Origin of the sequence: Leucobacter sp. HNU (assembly GCF_047946755.1) — a bacterium.
In the GTDB taxonomy this organism is placed as follows: Bacteria; Actinomycetota; Actinomycetes; order Actinomycetales; family Microbacteriaceae; genus Leucobacter.
In genome coordinates this window covers 2568276-2585225 of the sequence record NZ_CP178837.1, presented here as the reverse complement: position 1 = coordinate 2585225, position 16950 = coordinate 2568276, and the positions used below count along the sequence as shown (strand labels likewise).

The 16950-nt window shown below is 71.5% G+C and carries 12 protein-coding genes, 1 tRNA gene and 3 pseudogenes; 14 read left to right on the top strand and 2 right to left on the bottom strand.

Going from position 1 to position 16950, the window contains the following annotated elements:
- Positions 1–26 precede the first annotated feature (26 nt).
- The 3 genes and pseudogenes from AB3K78_RS12690 to AB3K78_RS12680 all read left to right on the top strand — a co-directional run.
- Positions 27–524, top strand: a pseudogene (locus AB3K78_RS12690) (glycosyltransferase family 2 protein); the annotation flags it as partial.
- Between the two features lie 32 nt (positions 525–556).
- The gene (locus AB3K78_RS12685) at positions 557–3148 is read left to right on the top strand and encodes a glycosyl transferase (protein ID WP_416447389.1); all 2592 of its coding nucleotides are present in this window, start codon (positions 557–559) and stop codon (positions 3146–3148) included.
- Positions 3145–4545, top strand: a complete 1401-nt coding sequence (locus AB3K78_RS12680) for a DUF5719 family protein (RefSeq protein WP_416443778.1) — start codon at positions 3145–3147, stop codon at positions 4543–4545. The genes AB3K78_RS12685 and AB3K78_RS12680 overlap by 4 nt, the downstream gene beginning before the upstream one ends.
- On the opposite strand, the gene AB3K78_RS12675 is transcribed toward AB3K78_RS12680, so the two are convergent.
- The gene (locus AB3K78_RS12675; protein WP_416443776.1) at positions 4535–4834 is read right to left on the bottom strand and encodes a DUF3499 family protein; all 300 of its coding nucleotides are present in this window, start codon (positions 4832–4834) and stop codon (positions 4535–4537) included. The two genes, AB3K78_RS12680 and AB3K78_RS12675, sit on opposite strands and share 11 nt — an antisense overlap.
- A 50-nt stretch (positions 4835–4884) precedes the next feature.
- Here AB3K78_RS12675 and AB3K78_RS12670 point away from each other — a divergent pair, with 50 nt between their 5' ends.
- From AB3K78_RS12670 to AB3K78_RS12620, 11 genes and pseudogenes are all read left to right on the top strand, one after another.
- On the top strand, positions 4885–5352 hold the full coding sequence (locus AB3K78_RS12670) for a hypothetical protein (RefSeq protein ID WP_416443774.1): 468 nt from the start codon (positions 4885–4887) through the stop codon (positions 5350–5352).
- Positions 5353–5459: 107 nt separating this feature from the next.
- Positions 5460–6143: an MtrAB system response regulator MtrA gene (gene mtrA / locus AB3K78_RS12665; RefSeq protein WP_416443772.1), complete on the top strand. Its 684-nt coding sequence runs from the start codon at positions 5460–5462 to the stop codon at positions 6141–6143.
- A gap of 134 nt (positions 6144–6277) precedes the next feature.
- Positions 6278–7843 carry an MtrAB system histidine kinase MtrB gene (mtrB, locus tag AB3K78_RS12660; RefSeq protein WP_416443770.1) on the top strand — a complete coding sequence of 522 codons (1566 nt, stop codon included), beginning with the start codon at positions 6278–6280 and terminating at the stop codon, positions 7841–7843.
- Positions 7844–7856: 13 nt separating this feature from the next.
- The gene (locus AB3K78_RS12655; protein ID WP_416443768.1) at positions 7857–8693 is read left to right on the top strand and encodes a GerMN domain-containing protein; all 837 of its coding nucleotides are present in this window, start codon (positions 7857–7859) and stop codon (positions 8691–8693) included.
- A gap of 97 nt (positions 8694–8790) precedes the next feature.
- On the top strand, positions 8791–9543 hold the full coding sequence (locus AB3K78_RS12650; RefSeq protein ID WP_416443765.1) for an LpqB family beta-propeller domain-containing protein: 753 nt from the start codon (positions 8791–8793) through the stop codon (positions 9541–9543).
- 115 nt (positions 9544–9658) lie between these two features.
- Positions 9659–10462, top strand: a complete 804-nt coding sequence (locus AB3K78_RS12645; protein ID WP_416443763.1) for a ComF family protein — start codon at positions 9659–9661, stop codon at positions 10460–10462.
- Positions 10463–10481: 19 nt separating this feature from the next.
- Positions 10482–11123: a ribosome hibernation-promoting factor, HPF/YfiA family gene (gene hpf, locus AB3K78_RS12640; RefSeq protein WP_416443761.1), complete on the top strand. Its 642-nt coding sequence runs from the start codon at positions 10482–10484 to the stop codon at positions 11121–11123.
- A 172-nt stretch (positions 11124–11295) separates the two neighbouring features.
- Positions 11296–13980 (top strand): annotated as a pseudogene (secA, locus tag AB3K78_RS12635) (preprotein translocase subunit SecA).
- 90 nt (positions 13981–14070) lie between these two features.
- Positions 14071–15021 (top strand): DsbA family protein, encoded by a 951-nt coding sequence (locus AB3K78_RS12630; protein ID WP_416443759.1) that lies wholly within the window; start codon positions 14071–14073, stop codon positions 15019–15021.
- A 59-nt stretch (positions 15022–15080) separates the two neighbouring features.
- Positions 15081–15156, top strand: a tRNA-Thr gene (locus AB3K78_RS12625).
- Positions 15157–15426: 270 nt separating this feature from the next.
- Positions 15427–16389 (top strand): DMT family transporter, encoded by a 963-nt coding sequence (locus AB3K78_RS12620; protein ID WP_416443757.1) that lies wholly within the window; start codon positions 15427–15429, stop codon positions 16387–16389.
- Here AB3K78_RS12620 and msrB read toward each other — a convergent pair.
- Positions 16386–16819: pseudogene (gene msrB / locus AB3K78_RS12615) on the bottom strand (peptide-methionine (R)-S-oxide reductase MsrB). The gene AB3K78_RS12620 and the pseudogene msrB sit on opposite strands and share 4 nt — an antisense overlap.
- Positions 16820–16950 lie beyond the last annotated feature (131 nt).

Sequence of the window (16950 nt, the reverse complement as noted above, 5' to 3'; positions counted from 1 at the left end):
TCCCGCCCGCCTAGGCTGATTCCGATATGCGCACCAGAGTGACCGCCATCCTGGTCGCCCGGCAGGGCGGCGAATGGCTTGACCAGACCATTGCGGGGCTCGCCGCGCAGACGCGCCGACCCGACCGCGTCATCGCGGTCAGCAACGGGGGATCCGAGCGCGTCGCCGGTCAGCTCGCCGCAGCCGGGCCCGAGCGCGTCGTCACCACCACCGGCCAGCTCTCCTTCGGCCAGGCGGTGCAGCGCGCGATCGACACGCTGCCGGAGGCCGCGGGCGACGACGAGTGGTTCTGGCTGCTCAGCGAGGACTCCGCCCCCGAGCCGGCGGCGCTCGAGCGGGTGCTGTCCACCGTGCAGCGCGCGCCCTCGGTCGCCATCGCCGGCCCCAAGCTCGTCGACTGGGACCACCCCGAGCGCATCATCGAGCTCGGGCAGAGCCTCACCCGCAGCGGCTCCCGCTGGATGCTCCGGCGGCAGGAGCTCGACCAGCAGCAGTACGACCACCTGCAGGACGTGCTGGGCGTCGGCCCCGTCGGCATGCTGGCCCGGCGCGACGCGTGGGCCGAGCTCGGGGGTTCGACCCGGCGCTGCCGGTCTTCGACGACGGCCTCGACTTCAGCGTGCGCGCCCGCCTCGCGGGCTACCGGGTCGTGGTGTCGCCCGAGTCGCGGATCCGGTTCGCGCAGAGCGGCGTCGCCGGCCCCCGGATCGACCGTCGCCGCTCGGTCATGCGGACGGCGCACCGGCAGGCGCGCACGGCGCACCTGCACCGGCGGATCGCCTACGCGCCCGGATTCCTCGCGTTCCTCATGTGGCTCGGCCTGCCGCTGCTCGGCATCGCGCGGGTGTTCTGGGCGCTCATCCGCGAGCAGCCCGGCCAGATGCTCGGCGAGTTCGCCGCGGCCTTCACCGTGTTCTTCCGTCCGGGTGCGATCCTGTCCTCGCGACGCAGGATCCGCGCGGCGAGCAGCGCCGGGTGGGCCGCCGTGCGGCCACTCCGGGTCGATCCGAAGGCGGTGCGGACCGCGCGCATGATCGACCGCGAGGCGATCCTCGCCTCCCAGGGACGCCAGCGCCGTGAGCTGCACTTCATCTCGAGCGGCGGGCTCACCGTGCTCATCGTGTCGGTCGTCGCGGCCGTCGCGCTCTGCTGGTGGGCGCTCAGCCGGACCAGCCTGGTCGGCGGCGCGCTCGCTCCCCTGAGCCCCATCGGCGAGCTCTGGCGGAACACCTTCATGCACGGGGGCGTACCGGCCGACCCCTTCGCGTGGGTCCTCGCCGTGCTGGGCAGCCTGACCTTCTGGAACCCCTCGCACATCGTCGTGCTCATGTTCATCGCCGCGATCCCGCTCTCGGCGCTGGGCGGGTGGATCTGGGGCGCTCAGCTCACCGAATCCCGCGCCGGACGCGTGCTCCTCGGCCTCGGCTGGGCGCTCAGCCCCGTGCTGCTCGGCTCGCTCTCCTCCGGTCGCCTCCCGACCCTGATCCTCGCGGTGGCCCTGCCCTGGCTGCTGCTCGCGGCATCCCGCTGCCGGGAATCGTGGAGCTGGGCCGGTACCGCATCGCTGCTGGCGGCCGTGGTCCTCGCCTGTGCTCCCGTGCTGATCCCCGCCGCCGTGCTGCTGCTGATCGTCGGGCTCTGCACGTCGCTCCGCGGGATCGCCCGGGTCCTCTCGACCGCGATCGCGCCGATCGTGCTCTTCGCGCCCAAGACGATCACGGCCTTCGCCGCCGGTCGCCCGATCGATCTGCTGCTCGATCCGGGGATCACCCCCGCCTACCAGCCGGGCAACACCTGGCATCTCATGCTGGGATTCCCCGCCTTCGGCCTGGAGGGCTGGTCGGGAGTCTTCGACGCGATGGGGCTCGGCGGCGCACCGGCGACCCTGCTCGTCGGCGTGCTGCTCGCCCCGATCGCGCTGCTCGCGATCCTGGGGCTGCTCACCGGACGGATCGCGGTGACGCTGCTGCTCGCGCTGGCCGGGGGCCTCGGGTTCCTCACCGCCGTCGGCGCGGCGCAGCTGCAGCTGCTGCTCGAGGGGCCCGAGAGCGTCGCGCTCTGGACCGGATCGGGGATCGCGCTCTACTGGCTCTCGGTGCTGGGGCTCGCGGCGGTCGGATGCAGCGTGCTGCGGCGCGCTGCCGGTCCCCTCGTCGCCGTCGCGCTCGTCGCCGCGGTGCTCGCGGTCGCCCCGCTCGCCGTCCGCCTCGTGACCGACCAGACCGGACTCCGCTCGGCCGACGCGCAGATGCCGGCCATCGTGCAGGCCGCGGGTGCCGCCGACCCCGAGATCCGCACGCTCGTGCTCACGGCGACCGGACCCCAGGAGGTCCGGGCCGAGCTCGTCACCGGGACCGGGGTGCGGCTCGACCAGATCCGTACCGCGGAGCGCTCGCCGAACCCGAGCGAGGAGGACCGCGTCGTCGGGCACCTCGTCGGGGGACTCGCCAGCACCGGCGGTCCCGACCTGCGCGGCGATTTCGCGAAGGAGCGCATCGGCTTCGTGCTGCTCGCCGCGGGCGGGGACGACGGCGAGCGCGGGCTGCTGCAGTCGGCGTTCGACCAGCAGACCACGCTCTCGAGCGCCGGCCAGACCGCGCACGGGCTGCTCTGGCGCGTCGAGGGTCAGGCCGCCGCGGACACCGGCGGCTCCCACTCCGACGGCAGGCTCACCGGGACCTCGCTGAGCGCGACCACCATCTGGTGGGCGCAGGCGATCGTCCTGCTCGCGATGCTGCTGCTCGCCCTGCCGACCGGCGAAGTGGTCGATCGCCCGGAGCGCCGGAAGAAGCCGAAGCGCCGCCGCGGAGACGAACGCGCTGCCGGACCGAGCCTCACCGCGGCGCCCGATGCGGGCGAACCCCGGGCCGACGCGCAGCCCGGGCCCGTCGCCGAGCCGTCTCCCGGTCCCCGGGCGCCGGTCGAGCCGGCACCGGTTCCCGAGCCGGAACCCGCGTCCTCGACGGAGCTCCCGTCCGAAGCCGAGCCGGTCGCGGAACCGGAGTCCGAGCCCGAGCCGGCGCACGGACCCCGACCCGAATCGGCCTCGGCGGAGGTCGCGGACGACGCGGGCGACTCGCACACGGTCGCCCCCGAGACGGAACCGGACACGGGACGCGAAGACGGACCGGAGGAGCAGAAGCGATGAACAACGCCCAGCGAGCCCTGCGCGGCGGACTCCGTGCGGCGACCGGCCTGGTCGTGCTCGGCGCAGCGGCGGCCGGAACCGTGCTCGTCACCTCCGCGGCCCTGCCGACCGTGCGGAACGAACCGATCTCCGTCACCGCGAGCACGCAGGCGGACGCCGTGCGATCGATCGTGTGCGCGGGCTCGTTCGCCGAGCTCGGCGCGAATCCGCAGACCCCCGACGCCGCCGTCCCGACCGGAACCGCGGCCGTGACCCAGGCCGGCGCTCCGGACGAGAGGACCGAGCTGAAGCGGGACGTCCCCGGCGGCACGGCCCCGCTCGTGCTGCGCGCCTCGGGAACGAGCCCCCTGGGGGCGGCCCAGACCCAGACGCTCGGCACCGCCACGCTGCGCGGGCTCACCGCGACCGCGTGCGTCGAGCCGGCGAACGAGCAGTGGCTCGTCGGAGGCTCGACCGCGCTCGGCTCGAGCTCGACGGTCACCGTCGGCAACCCGAACGCGGTCCCCGCCACCGTCAAGTTCAGCCTGTTCGATGCCGCCGGCGAGGTCGCCTCGTCGCAGACGGTCGGCGTGCTGGTGCCCGCCGGAGCCGAGCGCACGGTGGCGCTCAACGGCTTCGCGCCGGGCCGGGACGGGATCGCGGTGCGGGTGGAGAGCACCGGGGCCTCGGTCACCGCGGCTCTCGGTCTCTCGCAGACGGAGCAGCTCTCGCCGAAGGTCGCCGACGTCGAGACCCGTCAGCTCGCACCGAGCACCCGGCTCGTGATCCCCGGCCCGACCAACGTCTCGGGAGAAGACATGCACGGCGACGGCGACGGCGGCAGCGCGGGGGACTCCTCCGGCATGGTCGTGCGCGTACTCGCCCCGGGACGCGACGGCGGAACCGCGACGGTGCGCGCGCTCCGCCCCAAGGGCGGCGCGATCGAGCTCGGCAGGATCCAGCTCAAGGCCGGTGCCCTCGCACAGCTGAAGGTCGCGAAGTGGCCGGCGGACGCGACCGCGGTCGTCGTCACCGCGGATGTGCCCGTGGTCGGCGGTGTGCTCGGCACGGTCTCGTCGGGCGGGTTCTCCGACGGCGGCTGGTTCGCTCCCGCCCCCGAGATCGCCGCCGGTACTGCCGTCGCCGTCCCGGTGGTCGCCGACGGGCAGCTCGTCGTCGCGAACGACGGAGACTCCGCGGCGACGGTGTCGCTCGGCCCGGTCGGTGCCGCGGCGACCTCGACCGTGATCGTGCCGGCCGGGGCTTCGGTGATCGCGCCGGCGCCGAAGAACGCGCAGCTGGTCAGCGATCGACCGGTGTCCGCCGGTGTCCGCGTGGTGAAGGGCGCCGGGATCGCGGGCTACCCGATCCTGCCCGCCGAAGTGCGGGCGCGGACCATCACCGTCTTCACGAACTGAGGCTCTGCGGCTCCCGTCCGGGGTCGTGGCGAACGAGCGTCCAGCCCGCGGGCGGGCGGAGCCGATCCCGGTGCTTCGCGCAGAGGTCGAGCGCGGGCGGGGTGCGCTCCGGGCTGAGCGGCCCGACGGCCATCTCGCAGCCGTCGTAGTCTGCCGTCAGCGTCGCGACCGCCGGCGCTCCGCACGCGACGCGCGCGCAGAGCCGGTCACCGGGGCCGGGGGTTCGGGCCCGATCGCCGCCTTCGGCGTTCGAGTCGGTGGTCTCTTCGCGGGGAGCTTCGCTACTCATCGTTCCCAGCGTAGGCGCGGAGCCTCGGAACGGTGTCCTAGACTGGCGGCATGTTCGGGCGCTCACGATCCGGCCGGGAGCGGCCTGCAAAGCCGGTCCCGGTGCAGGGGTCGGCCGCGGGCCGGCACCGCCACGGCCGCCGCCCCATCCGTTCGTCGCTGACCGGGCCCTCGCTGCCCGATCCGGACGCGCGGGTCGTGCGCTTCGAGATCGATGCGCGGGCCGCCCTCGAGGTGCTGCAGGCCGCGTTCCCGGAGGAGCTGCGCGGGGTGCGGTTCGCGTACGCCACCGCGCCAAACGGCCTGGGCGAGAGCGCGCACCCCCAGTTCTACGCGATCGACCGCCGGGCCCGATCCATCGTGCTGTTCCGCATGCCGATCCAGCGCGCGCGGGGCCTGCACGTCGATGACGAGGAGCATCGCGCGCTGTTCGTGGGGCGCTGCGTCTACCTCGCCGTGTGCGAGTATCTGGGCCAGGACCCGAGGGATCTGCTGCCCGGCCGCTTCGACCATTTCTGATCGGTCCGGCGGGAGTGCCACCCCGGGCGACCCGGTTCCCGGACGCGGGACCGGGTTTCGTCGGACATATCGGCGAAACCGCATCGCCGACCAGACATAATGGGTGCATGAGCGCGCGGATTCTGGTGGTTGACGACGACAGGTCGCTGGCCGAGATGCTCGGCATGGTGCTCGAGGGCGAGGGATTCCTCACCGATCACTCGGCCGACGGGGCCGAGGCGCTCGAAGCCTTCCGCGTCTCGCGGCCCGACCTCGTGCTCCTCGACGTCATGCTGCCGGGCATCGACGGCATCGAGGTCTGCTCGCGGATCCGGGCGGAGTCCGGCGTTCCCATCATCATGCTCACCGCCCGCACCGACACCACCGACGTGGTGCGCGGCCTCGAGGCCGGTGCCGACGACTACGTCGTCAAGCCCTTCAACCCCGCCGAGCTCATCGCTCGCATCCGCGCGCGCCTGCGCGAGCCGCAGCAGGAGGCGAACGAGCGCCTGCGCATCGGCGACCTCGACATCGACGTCGCCGCGCACGAGGTGCGCCGCGGCGAGGTCGTGATCCCGCTGACGCCGCTCGAGTTCGACCTGCTCGTCATCCTGGCCCGCAAGCCGCAGCAGGTGTTCACCCGCGAGGTGCTGCTCGAGAAGGTGTGGGGCTACCAGTACAAGGCGGACACGCGCCTGGTCAACGTGCACGTGCAGCGACTGCGCGCCAAGATCGAGCAGGATCCCGATCGCCCGGCGATCGTCACGACCGTGCGCGGCGTGGGGTACCGCGCCGGCCTCTCCGACGCCTAGCGGGTCGACATGGCGGGGGACGCACAGCGCTCGGTCGGTGGCTGCGGCGCGCGCGCATCCGCTGGATCCGGGCGAGCCAGCCGGTGCTCGGACCGTTCCGTGCCCGCTGGCGCCGATCGCTCCGCCTGCGCACCATGACCTACACGGGTCTCATCACGGGGGTCATGATCCTGATCTCGGGCACCTACATCCTCACGAGCATCGGCGACGACCTCTACTCGTCGCGACGCGATCAGGTGCTGCAGGACGCCGCGCGCGCCACGCTCGCCGCGCAGAGCCAGCTCGACGGCTCCGACGCGGCCGACCGCAGCGCGCTCTCGTCGCTCGCCAACTCCGTGCGCGCCACGGTGGGGGACACGACCTCGAGCCAGATGATCTACGTCCGGCGCCAGCCCCACCAGCCGCCCCTGGCCGATGCCCCGCTCGACAGCAACACCTCGCCCGACCTCGTCAACGCGATCACCGCGGAGCTCTCGGACGCGGTCATGTCCCGCAAGCAGCTGCAGTACTGGCAGGCGGTCACGCTGCACTCGGCGAACGGCGATCCGGTGCCCGGGATCGTGGTCGCGTCGACGCTGACGTTCCCGTCGGGCACGGGCACCTACGATCTCTTCATCGGGTACAGCCTCGCCGACACGCAGCGCACGCTCGGGTTCATCCAGCGCACGCTCGCGCTCACGGCGCTGATCCTGATGCTGCTCATCGGCGCGCTCGTCTGGATCATCGCCCGGATCGTCTTCCGTCCCATCCGGGCGGCCGCCGACGCGAGCCGCCGTCTCGCCGCGGGCGAGAGCCGGGCGCGCATGCCGCTGCAGAACGACGAGCACTTCGACGAGCTGTCGGCGAACTTCAACGACATGGCCGACACGCTGCAGGCCCGCATCGACGAGTTGGACCAGGTGTCCGAGATGCAGCAGCGCTTCGTCTCCGACGTCTCGCACGAGCTCCGCACCCCGCTCACGACGATCCGGCTCGCGAGCGAGGTGCTGCAGGCGCCGACCGCGGCTCCCGACGGCCCCGAGCTCACGGGATCGCAGCAGCGCGCGCTCGAAGTGCTGGGCAACCAGGTGGAGCGCTTCGAGCAGCTGCTCGGCGACCTGCTCGAGATCTCGCGCTACGACGCGGGCCGGATCACCATCGAGACCGAGCCGACCAACCTCGTGTCGCTCACCCGCGAGGTCGTCGACGGACTGCAGTCCCTCTCGCACGGGCTCATCGAGGTCCGGGCGATCGGGGGCTACAGCCCGATCGAGGTGGATCCGCGACGCATCAGGCGGATCGTGTCGAACCTCGTGGGCAACGCGATCGAGCACGGTGAGCGGAAGGCGATCGTGGTGACGATCGATTCCAACGCCGCGGCGGTCGCGATCTCCGTGCGGGACTGGGGCATCGGCATGAACGCGGAGGACGTGGCCCACGCGTTCGACCGCTTCTGGCGCGCGGACCCCTCGCGCAAGCGCACCCTCGGCGGGACCGGACTCGGGCTGGCGATCGCCCGCGAGGACGCCGCGGTGCACGGCGGGCTGCTGGAGGCGTGGTCGCGGCCGGGCGAGGGCTCGAACTTCCGGCTCACCCTGCCGCGGCGAGAGGGGACGGCGAGTTTCGTGTCCCCGATCCCGCTCGTGCCCGACGACGTGGTGCCCGATGCGGGCGACCCGCAGGTCACGGGGGCTGGCTGCGCAGACCGAAGCGTCGGGTGAAGAAGGAGGGGCGATGACCGAGCGGATCCGGGGCATCGGGCGCGTGTTCGGCGTCGCGGTGATCGCGGCCGGCGCGCTGCTGCTCGCGGCGTGCAACGCGATCCCGCAGTCGGGACCCGTCAACGTCGGGCTGTCGGACCTGACGAAGGGCGACCAGCTGGTGTCCTACTCACCGCCGGGGCCCGCGAAGGGCGCGAGCCAGAAGGACGTCGTCATCGGCTTCGTGAACGCGGCCGCATCGAGTCAGGACGACTACCGGGTGGCGCGCGAGTTCCTCACGCCCGAGTACTCCAGCCAGTGGGATCCCTCGACCGGGGCGTTCGTCTACGAGGGCGCACGGCCCTACCGCTCGGAGGACGGAGACATCGGCGTGCTCTCGCTGCCGGGCAGCGCGACCGTGGACGAGCGCGGCGTGCTGACGCCGGCCCGGCCGGGGGCGACGAGCGACGTGCGGTTCGAGCTCACGAAGGTCGACGGGCAGTGGCGCATCTCCTCCGCGCCGGCGGGCGTGATCCTCGAGCGCGGAGTGTTCCGGTCGGTGTGGGCGCCGCACGACGTCGCCTTCCTCTCTCCCGACGACCGGCTCATCACCGAGACCCGGTGGTTCCTGAACGGGCCGGGTATGGCAACCCAGGTGGTCAAGGCGCTGCTCGACGGTCCCGCGGAGGAGATGCGCGGGGCGATGCGCACGGCGTTCCCCGAGGGCACCGGACTCGTGGCGAACTCGGTCACCGTGCTCGACGGCACGGCGAAGATCGATCTGACCGGCCAGGCCGCATCCGCGGATCACTCCACCCGCCAGCTCGTCTTCCGCCAGCTCGCCGCGAGCCTGCAGTCGGTCCAGGGGTGAACCGCTTCGAGCTCTCGATCAACGGCTCGCTGATCGAGAGCTCCGCGGTGGGCTGGGGGACGGGGGCACCCCCACGGCGGACCCGCGCAACACGCTCGTGCTGTCCCACGGGGTCTTCGGCAGCCTGCTCGCGGGCAAGGTCGAGGCGCTGCCGAAGCTCGGACGGCGCATCGCCGAGCTGCGTCCCGACGGCGTCACCGTCGCGGTCGATCGCAGCTCCGCGGTGGTCCGGTCCGGGGGAACGCTCACCTGGACGGACGGCTCGCAGGAGATCGATATCCCGACGGCCGGCGCCCAGCCGCTCGACCCGTCGATCGACCGGTTCGGCTACGTCTGGAGCAGCGCGAAGGGCGTGGGCGGATCGATCATCGCGGTGAAACCCGGCGAGGATCCGATCACCCTGGCCGTCCCCTGGGCCGCGGGCCTGCGGCCGGTCGGGATCCGGGTCTCGCCGGACGGGGTGCGGCTCGCGATGCTCCTGGCCGACGGCGATGGCAGCACGGTCCGGGTGAGCGGGATCGTGCGCGATGCGCACGGGCGCCCGACCGCGGTCACCGCGCAGGGTCCCGAGCAGCTGTGGACCAGCGGCGCACCCCTCGACGTGGACTGGAGCGACGCGCAGCACTTCGCGGTGCTCACCCGGGTGGGCGAGGCGGGGAAGGTGACGATCGGCGCGCCGCGGCAGTTCTCCGCCGAATCCGGATCGGTCGCCGGCGCGACCCGCCTGAGCGGCGGCGGCAGCAAGGCGTTCCTGCGCGTACTCAACGCGGACGGGCGGCTCTTCGCCGGCCAGGGGATCGGGTGGCAGCCGCAGTTCGAGGACGTGCAGGTGCTCGCGAAGGTCGGCTGACGCCGGACCGGAGACCCGGTCTCCACAGCACGCATTCGCGCGCGTTCCGCTCGGATCCTGCCAGGGGTCCGTGGGCTTCCGGACACGGCGGCTCCGCACGCGCCATCCTCGGCGCATGACCCCCGAAGACCCCGTCACTGCGCGATGGACCGCGCTCCGCCTCGACCTGCTCGCGCTGCTCTGGCCGAGCAGCTGCGTCGCGTGCGGTGCTCCCGACCGGGTGTGCTGCGCCCCCTGCCTGGCCGAGATCAGCGGGCCGGCCGTCGTCCGCGCGGAACCGCGGATCCGCAGGCTCCCGTCGGATCGCGCCGGACTCGTGCTGTACGCGGCCGGACCCTACGGCGGTGCCCTGCGTGCCGTCCTCGTCGCCTACAAGCACGCGGGAAGATCCGGGCTCGCGAAGCCCCTCGGCGCGCGGCTCGGCCCGGCGCTCCGCACGGCGATCGCGGCGGCCCCGGCGCCTCCGCTCGTCGTGGCCGTGCCCTCGCGCCCCGCCCGGGTGCGGGAACGCGGGTTTCGGCACCTCGAACCCGTCGTGCACGCCGCGCTCCGGCACCGCCCGCTTCCCGCGGGCGCCGGGCTCGCGCTGCGAGCGCTGCGCACCACCCGCGGGCGGCGGAGCCAGGTCGGACTCGACCGCGCCGCCCGGCGGGGCAATGCGGAGCGGATCACGGTGCGGCGTTCCCTCGCCGGGCGCGTCCGGGGCCGCGCGGTGGTGCTGGTGGACGACGTCTGCACCACCGGTGCGACGCTCTCCGCGGCCGCAGAGGCGCTCGAGCGGGCGGGTGCCCGAGCGGTTTCCGCGGTTTCGATCTGCGTTGTCGAAGAGAACCCTGAACCGGGTGGCAGCGGTGCCCGCGAAAGCGGTAGGGTGCCTGAAAGGCGTAACGGTGCGCCAGGCAGAAGGCCACCCGCCTGATCCCTAAACGGAGGTCACCATGGACGTGAACATCCACGGACGCAACGTCGGCATCACCGACCGGTTCGAATCCTATGTGGGCGCGAAGACGGAGAAGGTGGCCGGTCTGCTTCCGAAGGCGAGGTCTTTCGAAGTGCGGGTATCGCGGCTCAGCGACCGAAGTCCGCAGCACGGGGATCGCGTCGAGGTGACGATTCACGGTCCCGGTCCGATCATTCGAGCGGAGTCGGCCGCAGCGGACAAGTACTCCGCCTTCGACATCGCCTACGGCCGGGTGCTCGAGCGCATCCGCCGCGTGAAGGACCGCCGCAAGGTCCACCGCGGCAGCGGCCGCGTCTCGCTCGGCGAAGCCGCGGCGAACGACTTCCAGTCGGTCGATCTCACCCCCGCGCCGCTCGAGGTCATCGAAGCGGTGGCGACCGGCGCGGTCCCCGTCGTCGGCGACGGCAACGCCGGCGAAGAGGCCTACTCGCCCGTGGTCATCCGCTCGAAGGAGTTCCCCGCCGAGCACCTCAGCATCGAGGACGCCGTCGATCAGATGGAGCTGGTGGGACACGACTTCTTCCTCTTCATCGAGCACGGCTCGCAGAAGCCCAGCGTGGTCTACCGGCGCAAGGGCTGGAACTACGGCGTGATCCACCTGGTGGACGACGGCGATTGACGCTCGTCGGGGACGGGGCGGGGCGGTCGACTCTCGGGTCGGCCGCCCCGCCCCGTCTTCACAGGAACCCGCAGGCGACCTCTCAGCGCCCTTGCTAAGCTGAGGGAGTTGTCACAATTCGGCAACGGAAGCGGCACGGGCGACCGGGCCACACCCCCACAGGAGACAACACGTGGCGACTGTCCTTGACCGGATCCTTCGCGTAGGCGAGGGCCGCACCCTGAAGAAGCTCGAGCGCATCGCGAAGACGGTGGCCGGGCTCGAGGAGTCGTTCGCGGCGCTCACCGACGAGGAGCTGCGCGGCGAGACCGAGGAGTTCCGCGCCCGGCTCGAGAAGGGCGAGACGCTCGACGACCTGCTGCCCGAGGCGTTCGCCGCGGTCCGCGAGGCCGCGAAGCGCACCATCGGCCTCAACCCGTTCCCCGTGCAGATCATGGGCGGCGCCAACCTCCACCTCGGCAACATCTCCGAGATGAAGACCGGTGAGGGCAAGACGCTCGTGGCCACCATGCCCGCGTATCTCAACGCGCTCGCGGGCAAGGGCGTGCACATCGTCACCGTCAACGACTACCTGGCGACCTACCAGAGCGATCTCATGGGCCGCGTGTTCCGCGCCCTCGGCATGACCACCGGCTGCATCGTCGCGGGCCAGGATCCGACCGAGCGCCGCAAGCAGTACGACGCGGACATCACCTACGGCACCAACAACGAGTTCGGCTTCGACTACCTGCGCGACAACATGGCCTCCACGGCCGAGGAGCGCGTGCAGCGAGGCCACTTCTTCGCGATCATCGACGAGGTCGACTCGATCCTCATCGACGAGGCGCGCACCCCGCTCATCATCTCCGGTCCGGCCTCGGGGAGGCGAACCGCTGGTTCGCCGAGTTCGCCCGCCTCGCCAAGCGCCTGAAGCCCGAGGTCGACTACGAGGTCGACGAGAAGAAGCGCACCGTCGGCGTGCTCGAGCCGGGCATCGAGAAGGTCGAGGACTACCTCGGCATCACCAACCTGTACGAGTCGGTGAACACCCCCTCATCTCGTTCCTGAACAACGCGATCAAGGCCAACGCCCTCTTCACGCGCGACAAGGACTACGTCGTGCTGAACGGCGAGGTCCTCATCGTCGACGAGCACACCGGCCGCATCCTCGCCGGTCGCCGGTACAACGAGGGCATGCACCAGGCCATCGAGGCGAAAGAGGGGTGCAGGTCAAGGCCGAGAACCAGATGCTCGCGACCGTGACCCTGCAGAACTACTTCCGCCTCTACGAGAAGCTCTCGGGCATGACCGGTACCGCCGAGACCGAGGCGGGCGAGTTCTACTCGACCTACCAGCTCGGCGTGGTCCCCATCCCGACCAACAAGCCGCTGCTCCGCAAGGACCAGCCCGACCTCGTCTACAAGAACGAGGAGGCGAAGTTCGCGCAGGTCGTCGAGGACATCGCCGAACGCCACGAGAAGGGGCAGCCCGTCCTCGTCGGCACCACGAGCGTCGAGAAGAGCGAGTACCTCTCGCGCCTGCTCGCCAAGGCCGGTGTCCGGCACGAGGTGCTGAACGCGAAGAACCACGGTCGCGAGGCCGCGATCATCGCCCAGGCCGGCCGTCTCGGCGCCGTCACCGTCGCCACCAACATGGCCGGTCGAGGCACCGACATCATGCTCGGCGGCAACGCCGAGTTCCTGGCCGTGCAGGAGATGACGGCGCGCGGCTTCTCCACCGAGGAGGACCCCGACGCCTACGAGGCGGCGTGGCCCGAGGTGTTCGCCGCCGTGAAGGAAGCCGTCTCCGCCGAGGCCGAGAAGGTCACCGAGGCCGGCGGGCTCTACGTGCTCGGCACCGAGCGCCACGAATCGCGCCGCATCGACAACCAGCTGCGCGGTCGTTCCGGTCGACAGGGCGACCCCGGCGAGAGCCGCTTCTACCTGTCGCTCACCGACGATCTGATGCGCCTGTTCAACTCGGGCGCCGCGGCGGCGCTCATGAACCGCTCCAGCTTCCCCGACGACCTCGCGATCGAGTCGAAGGTCGTCACCCGCGCCATCCAGAGCGCGCAGAGCCAGGTCGAGCAGCGCAACTCCGAGATCCGCAAGAACGTCCTCAAGTACGACGACGTCCTCGACCGCCAGCGCAAGGCGATCTACCACGACCGCGCGCAGATCCTCGACGGCGAAGACATCGAGGCGCGCATCGACGTGTTCCGCGAGCAGGTCATCGACGCGATCCTCGACTCGCACGGCACCGGCGACGACTGGAACCTCGACGCGCTCTGGAGCGACCTCAAGCAGATCTACCCGATCGGCATCACCGTCGACGAGGTGCAGGCGGAGACCGGCGGACGCCGGGTCGACCGCGCCTTCCTGCGCCGGGAGATCCTCTCGGACGCCGAGGTCGCCTACGAGAAGCGCGAGGAGGCCCTCGGCGAGGAGGCGATGCGCGAGCTCGAGCGCCGCGTCGTGCTTTCGACCGTCGACCGCCGCTGGCGCGACCACCTCTACGAGATGGAGTACCTCAAGGAGGGCATCGGTCTCCGCGCCATGGCGCAGCGGGACCCGCTCGTCGAGTACCAGCGCGAGGGCTACACCCTCTTCCAGAGCACCATGGGGCAGATCAAAGAGGAGTCCCTCGGCCTCCTCTACAACCTCGAGGTGCAGGTCCGTCCGGCCGAAGGCCCCAGGACCACGTCCACCTCGAAGGCGGCGGACTCGAGACGCCCCAGGCGACCGACGAGTCGAAGCTCAGCTACTCCGCCCCCAGCGAGAGCGGTGAGACCGAGGTGCACGGTGCTGGCGCCGACGAAGACGACGCTCCGCAGCAGCGCGGCGCCTTCGGCCAGCCGGTCAACGGCTCGGCGCCCGTGAACCGCGCCCAGCGCCGCGCGAAGAAGAAGTAGACACGAGATCCACGATCGGCGACCATCCCGGAACGCCGGCTGAAACCTGGAGACGGTAATGGCAGACGACGCGAGATCGCGCCCGACCAAGAACGAACGCCGACAGGCGGCCCGTGAGCAGGCCCGCCAGGCCCGCGAAGCGGAGAAGAAGCGCGAGAAGCGCAATCGGCTCTTCCTGCAGGGCGGCATCGTCGTCGGCGTCGTCGCGATCCTCGCGATCATCGGGCTCGTCATCACGACCGCGAATGCGCCCGCGGGCCCCGGCCCGAAGAACATGGCCTCCGGCGGCGTCACCTTCGTCAAGGACCTCAAGGTCAAGGAGACCCCCGCGCTGAAGGCCGGCGCCGAGCGCAGGGCGCCCGAGGTCGACTGGAGCAAGTCGCCCGTCGACGTCACCGTCTACGCCGACTACATGTGCCCCGCCTGCGGCGCGTTCGAGCAGACCTACGGCACGATGCTCGAGAACTACGTCGGGTCGGGCGACATCACGCTGCGCATCTACCCGCTGAACTTCCTCGACAATGCGTCGCAGGGCACCAAGTACTCCACGCGAGCGGCGAACCTGTTCAGCTGCGTCGTGCAGGAGCAGCCCGACGTCGCGTTCAAGCTGCACAACCTCCTCCTCAGCAAGGAGGAGCAGCCGCAGGAAGGCACCCCCGGCCTGACCGATGACCAGCTCCTCAAGGTCGCCAAGAAGGCCGGTGTGAAGGTCGACGACACCCTGAAGAACTGCGTCCAGGACGGCACGTTCAAGAAGTTCATCGACCAGAACACCAAGCAGGTGCTGGAGAACCAGATCCTGGGCCTCGCCAAGGGCGCCCAGCTCGTCGCCAACCCGCAGACCGGCGAGCTGCAGAAGGCCGGCGATCCGCAGCGCCTCAAGAGCACCCCGACCGTCATCATCAACGGCAAGCAGTGGGTGCCGCAGCGCGACGGCGAACTCGAGCCCTACATCCTCAAGCTGAAGGCCGAGCTCGAGGCCAACGCGGCCGACAGCGCCAAGCAGTAGCCGATAGGCTCGGAGGGGCACCCGCGCGGTGCCCCTCCACCGGCCCGCAGCGGCCGGATGCCGCCTTAGCTCATCTGGTAGAGCAGCGCCCTTGTAAAGCGCAGGTGGTCGGTTCGAGTCCGACAGGCGGCTCCAAGAAACTCCCGGTCAAGCCAAACTCCCAGTTTCACGACACCCCCGTCTTCTTTACCCCGGGGCAAACCTGGGGCAGAACGCGGCGCTAGGGATTCCGGTGCGCCAGTGCCTTCCGTGCGCCGCGTGCGATGTGCTGCGAGTGGCGGCAAAGCGCTCGAATCTCCCGCCATTCCAGCGGCTTGCCGCCACTCGATGGAGATCATGTGCGTGTATGCGCTCGCACACGCGCTTGCGCCGAGCGCCCGGCGCGGCGAGGACTAGAGTGGGCGGGTGACCCAGACGAACTCGCGATTCCCCGTGTGGGCGGCCCTCCTCGGCTCTGGCCTCGCCGGCATGCTGGTGGCGGTGCAATCGCGCGTCAACGGCGGCCTCAGCCGTGAGATCGACAACGGCTTCCTGGCTGCGCTCGTCTCCTTCGGCTCGGGCCTCCTGATCATCGGCGCGGTGCTGCTCTGCACGCCGTCCGCCCGTCGCGGTCTCGCGCAGGTCACCCGGACGGTGCGCGCGGGGGAGCTGCCCGTGTGGGGGCTGCTGGGCGGTACCTGCGGCGGATTCTTCGTGCTCAGCCAGGGGCTCGTCGCGCCTGCGCTCGGCCTCGCGCTGTTCACCGTGGGCATCGTCGCGGGCCAGGTCAGCGGCGGGCTCGTGATGGATCGGATCGGGCTCGGCCCCGGCGGCCGCGTCGACCCGACCGCGGCGCGCGTCATCGGCACCGTGCTCGCCGTCGTCGCCGTCGCCTTCACCGTGTGGGCCGACCTCCGGCCGGGATCCCCCGTCTGGCTCGTGCTCGTCCCGATCGTCGCGGGCCTCGGCATGGCCTGGCAGTCGGCGGTCAACGGGCTCGTGCGCTCCGCCGCGCGCAGCGCCATCACGGCGACCTTCATCAACTTCGTCACCGGTACTGCGATGCTCGGCATCGCGGCGGCGATCTCGATCGCGGTGCGCGGCTGGCCGACGCACTGGCCGAGCGAACCGTGGTTCTACATCGGGGGCCTCATCGGCACGCTGTTCATCGCGGTCGCCGCGGTACTCGTGCGCACCGCGGGCGTGCTGCTGCTGAGCATGTCCAACGTGGCCGGGCAGCTGATCGCGTCGGTGGCGCTCGAAGCCGGGCTGCCGCTCGCGAACGGCGTCACCCCCGGACTGATCGCGGGCGCTGCGGTGTCGCTGATCGCCGTCGCGATCGCGGCGTCGGGCGGCGGCACCGGGCGCGCGAAGCGAGTTGAGGGCTAGGACTGCGGTTCGGCACCGGCCTCGAAGTCGAGGGCGAGGCTGTTCATGCAGTAGCGGTCGCCGGTCGGCGTGCCGAAGCCGTCGGGGAAGACGTGGCCCAGGTGCGAGCCGCAGGCGGCGCAGCGCACCTCGGTGCGAACCATGCCGAGGCTGTGGTCCTCGAGCAGTTCGACGGCCTCGGGGCGGACGCTCTCGTAGAAGCTCGGCCAGCCGCACCCCGAGTCGAACTTGGTGCCCGCGACGAACAGCTCGTTGCCGCAGGCCCGGCAGCGGTAGAGCCCGTCCCGGTGCTCGTCGAGCAGTTCGCCGGTACCGGCGCGCTCGGTCGCGGCCTGCCGTAGGATCGCGTACTCCTCGGGGAGAGCCGCTCGCGCCACTCGGCGTCGCTGCGCTGCACCCGGTAGTCGCCTGTCGTCTCGGACTCGCTCATTTCCGCTCTCCCGTTCGCCGTGGAGCTTCATTCTACGGCGCGGTTCCGACGCCGAGGAGGGAGCGGAAGGCCGCTGCGAGCGAACACGCCGGTGCCGGTGAAATGCCCCGGGCTTGCATCATCTGATGTTA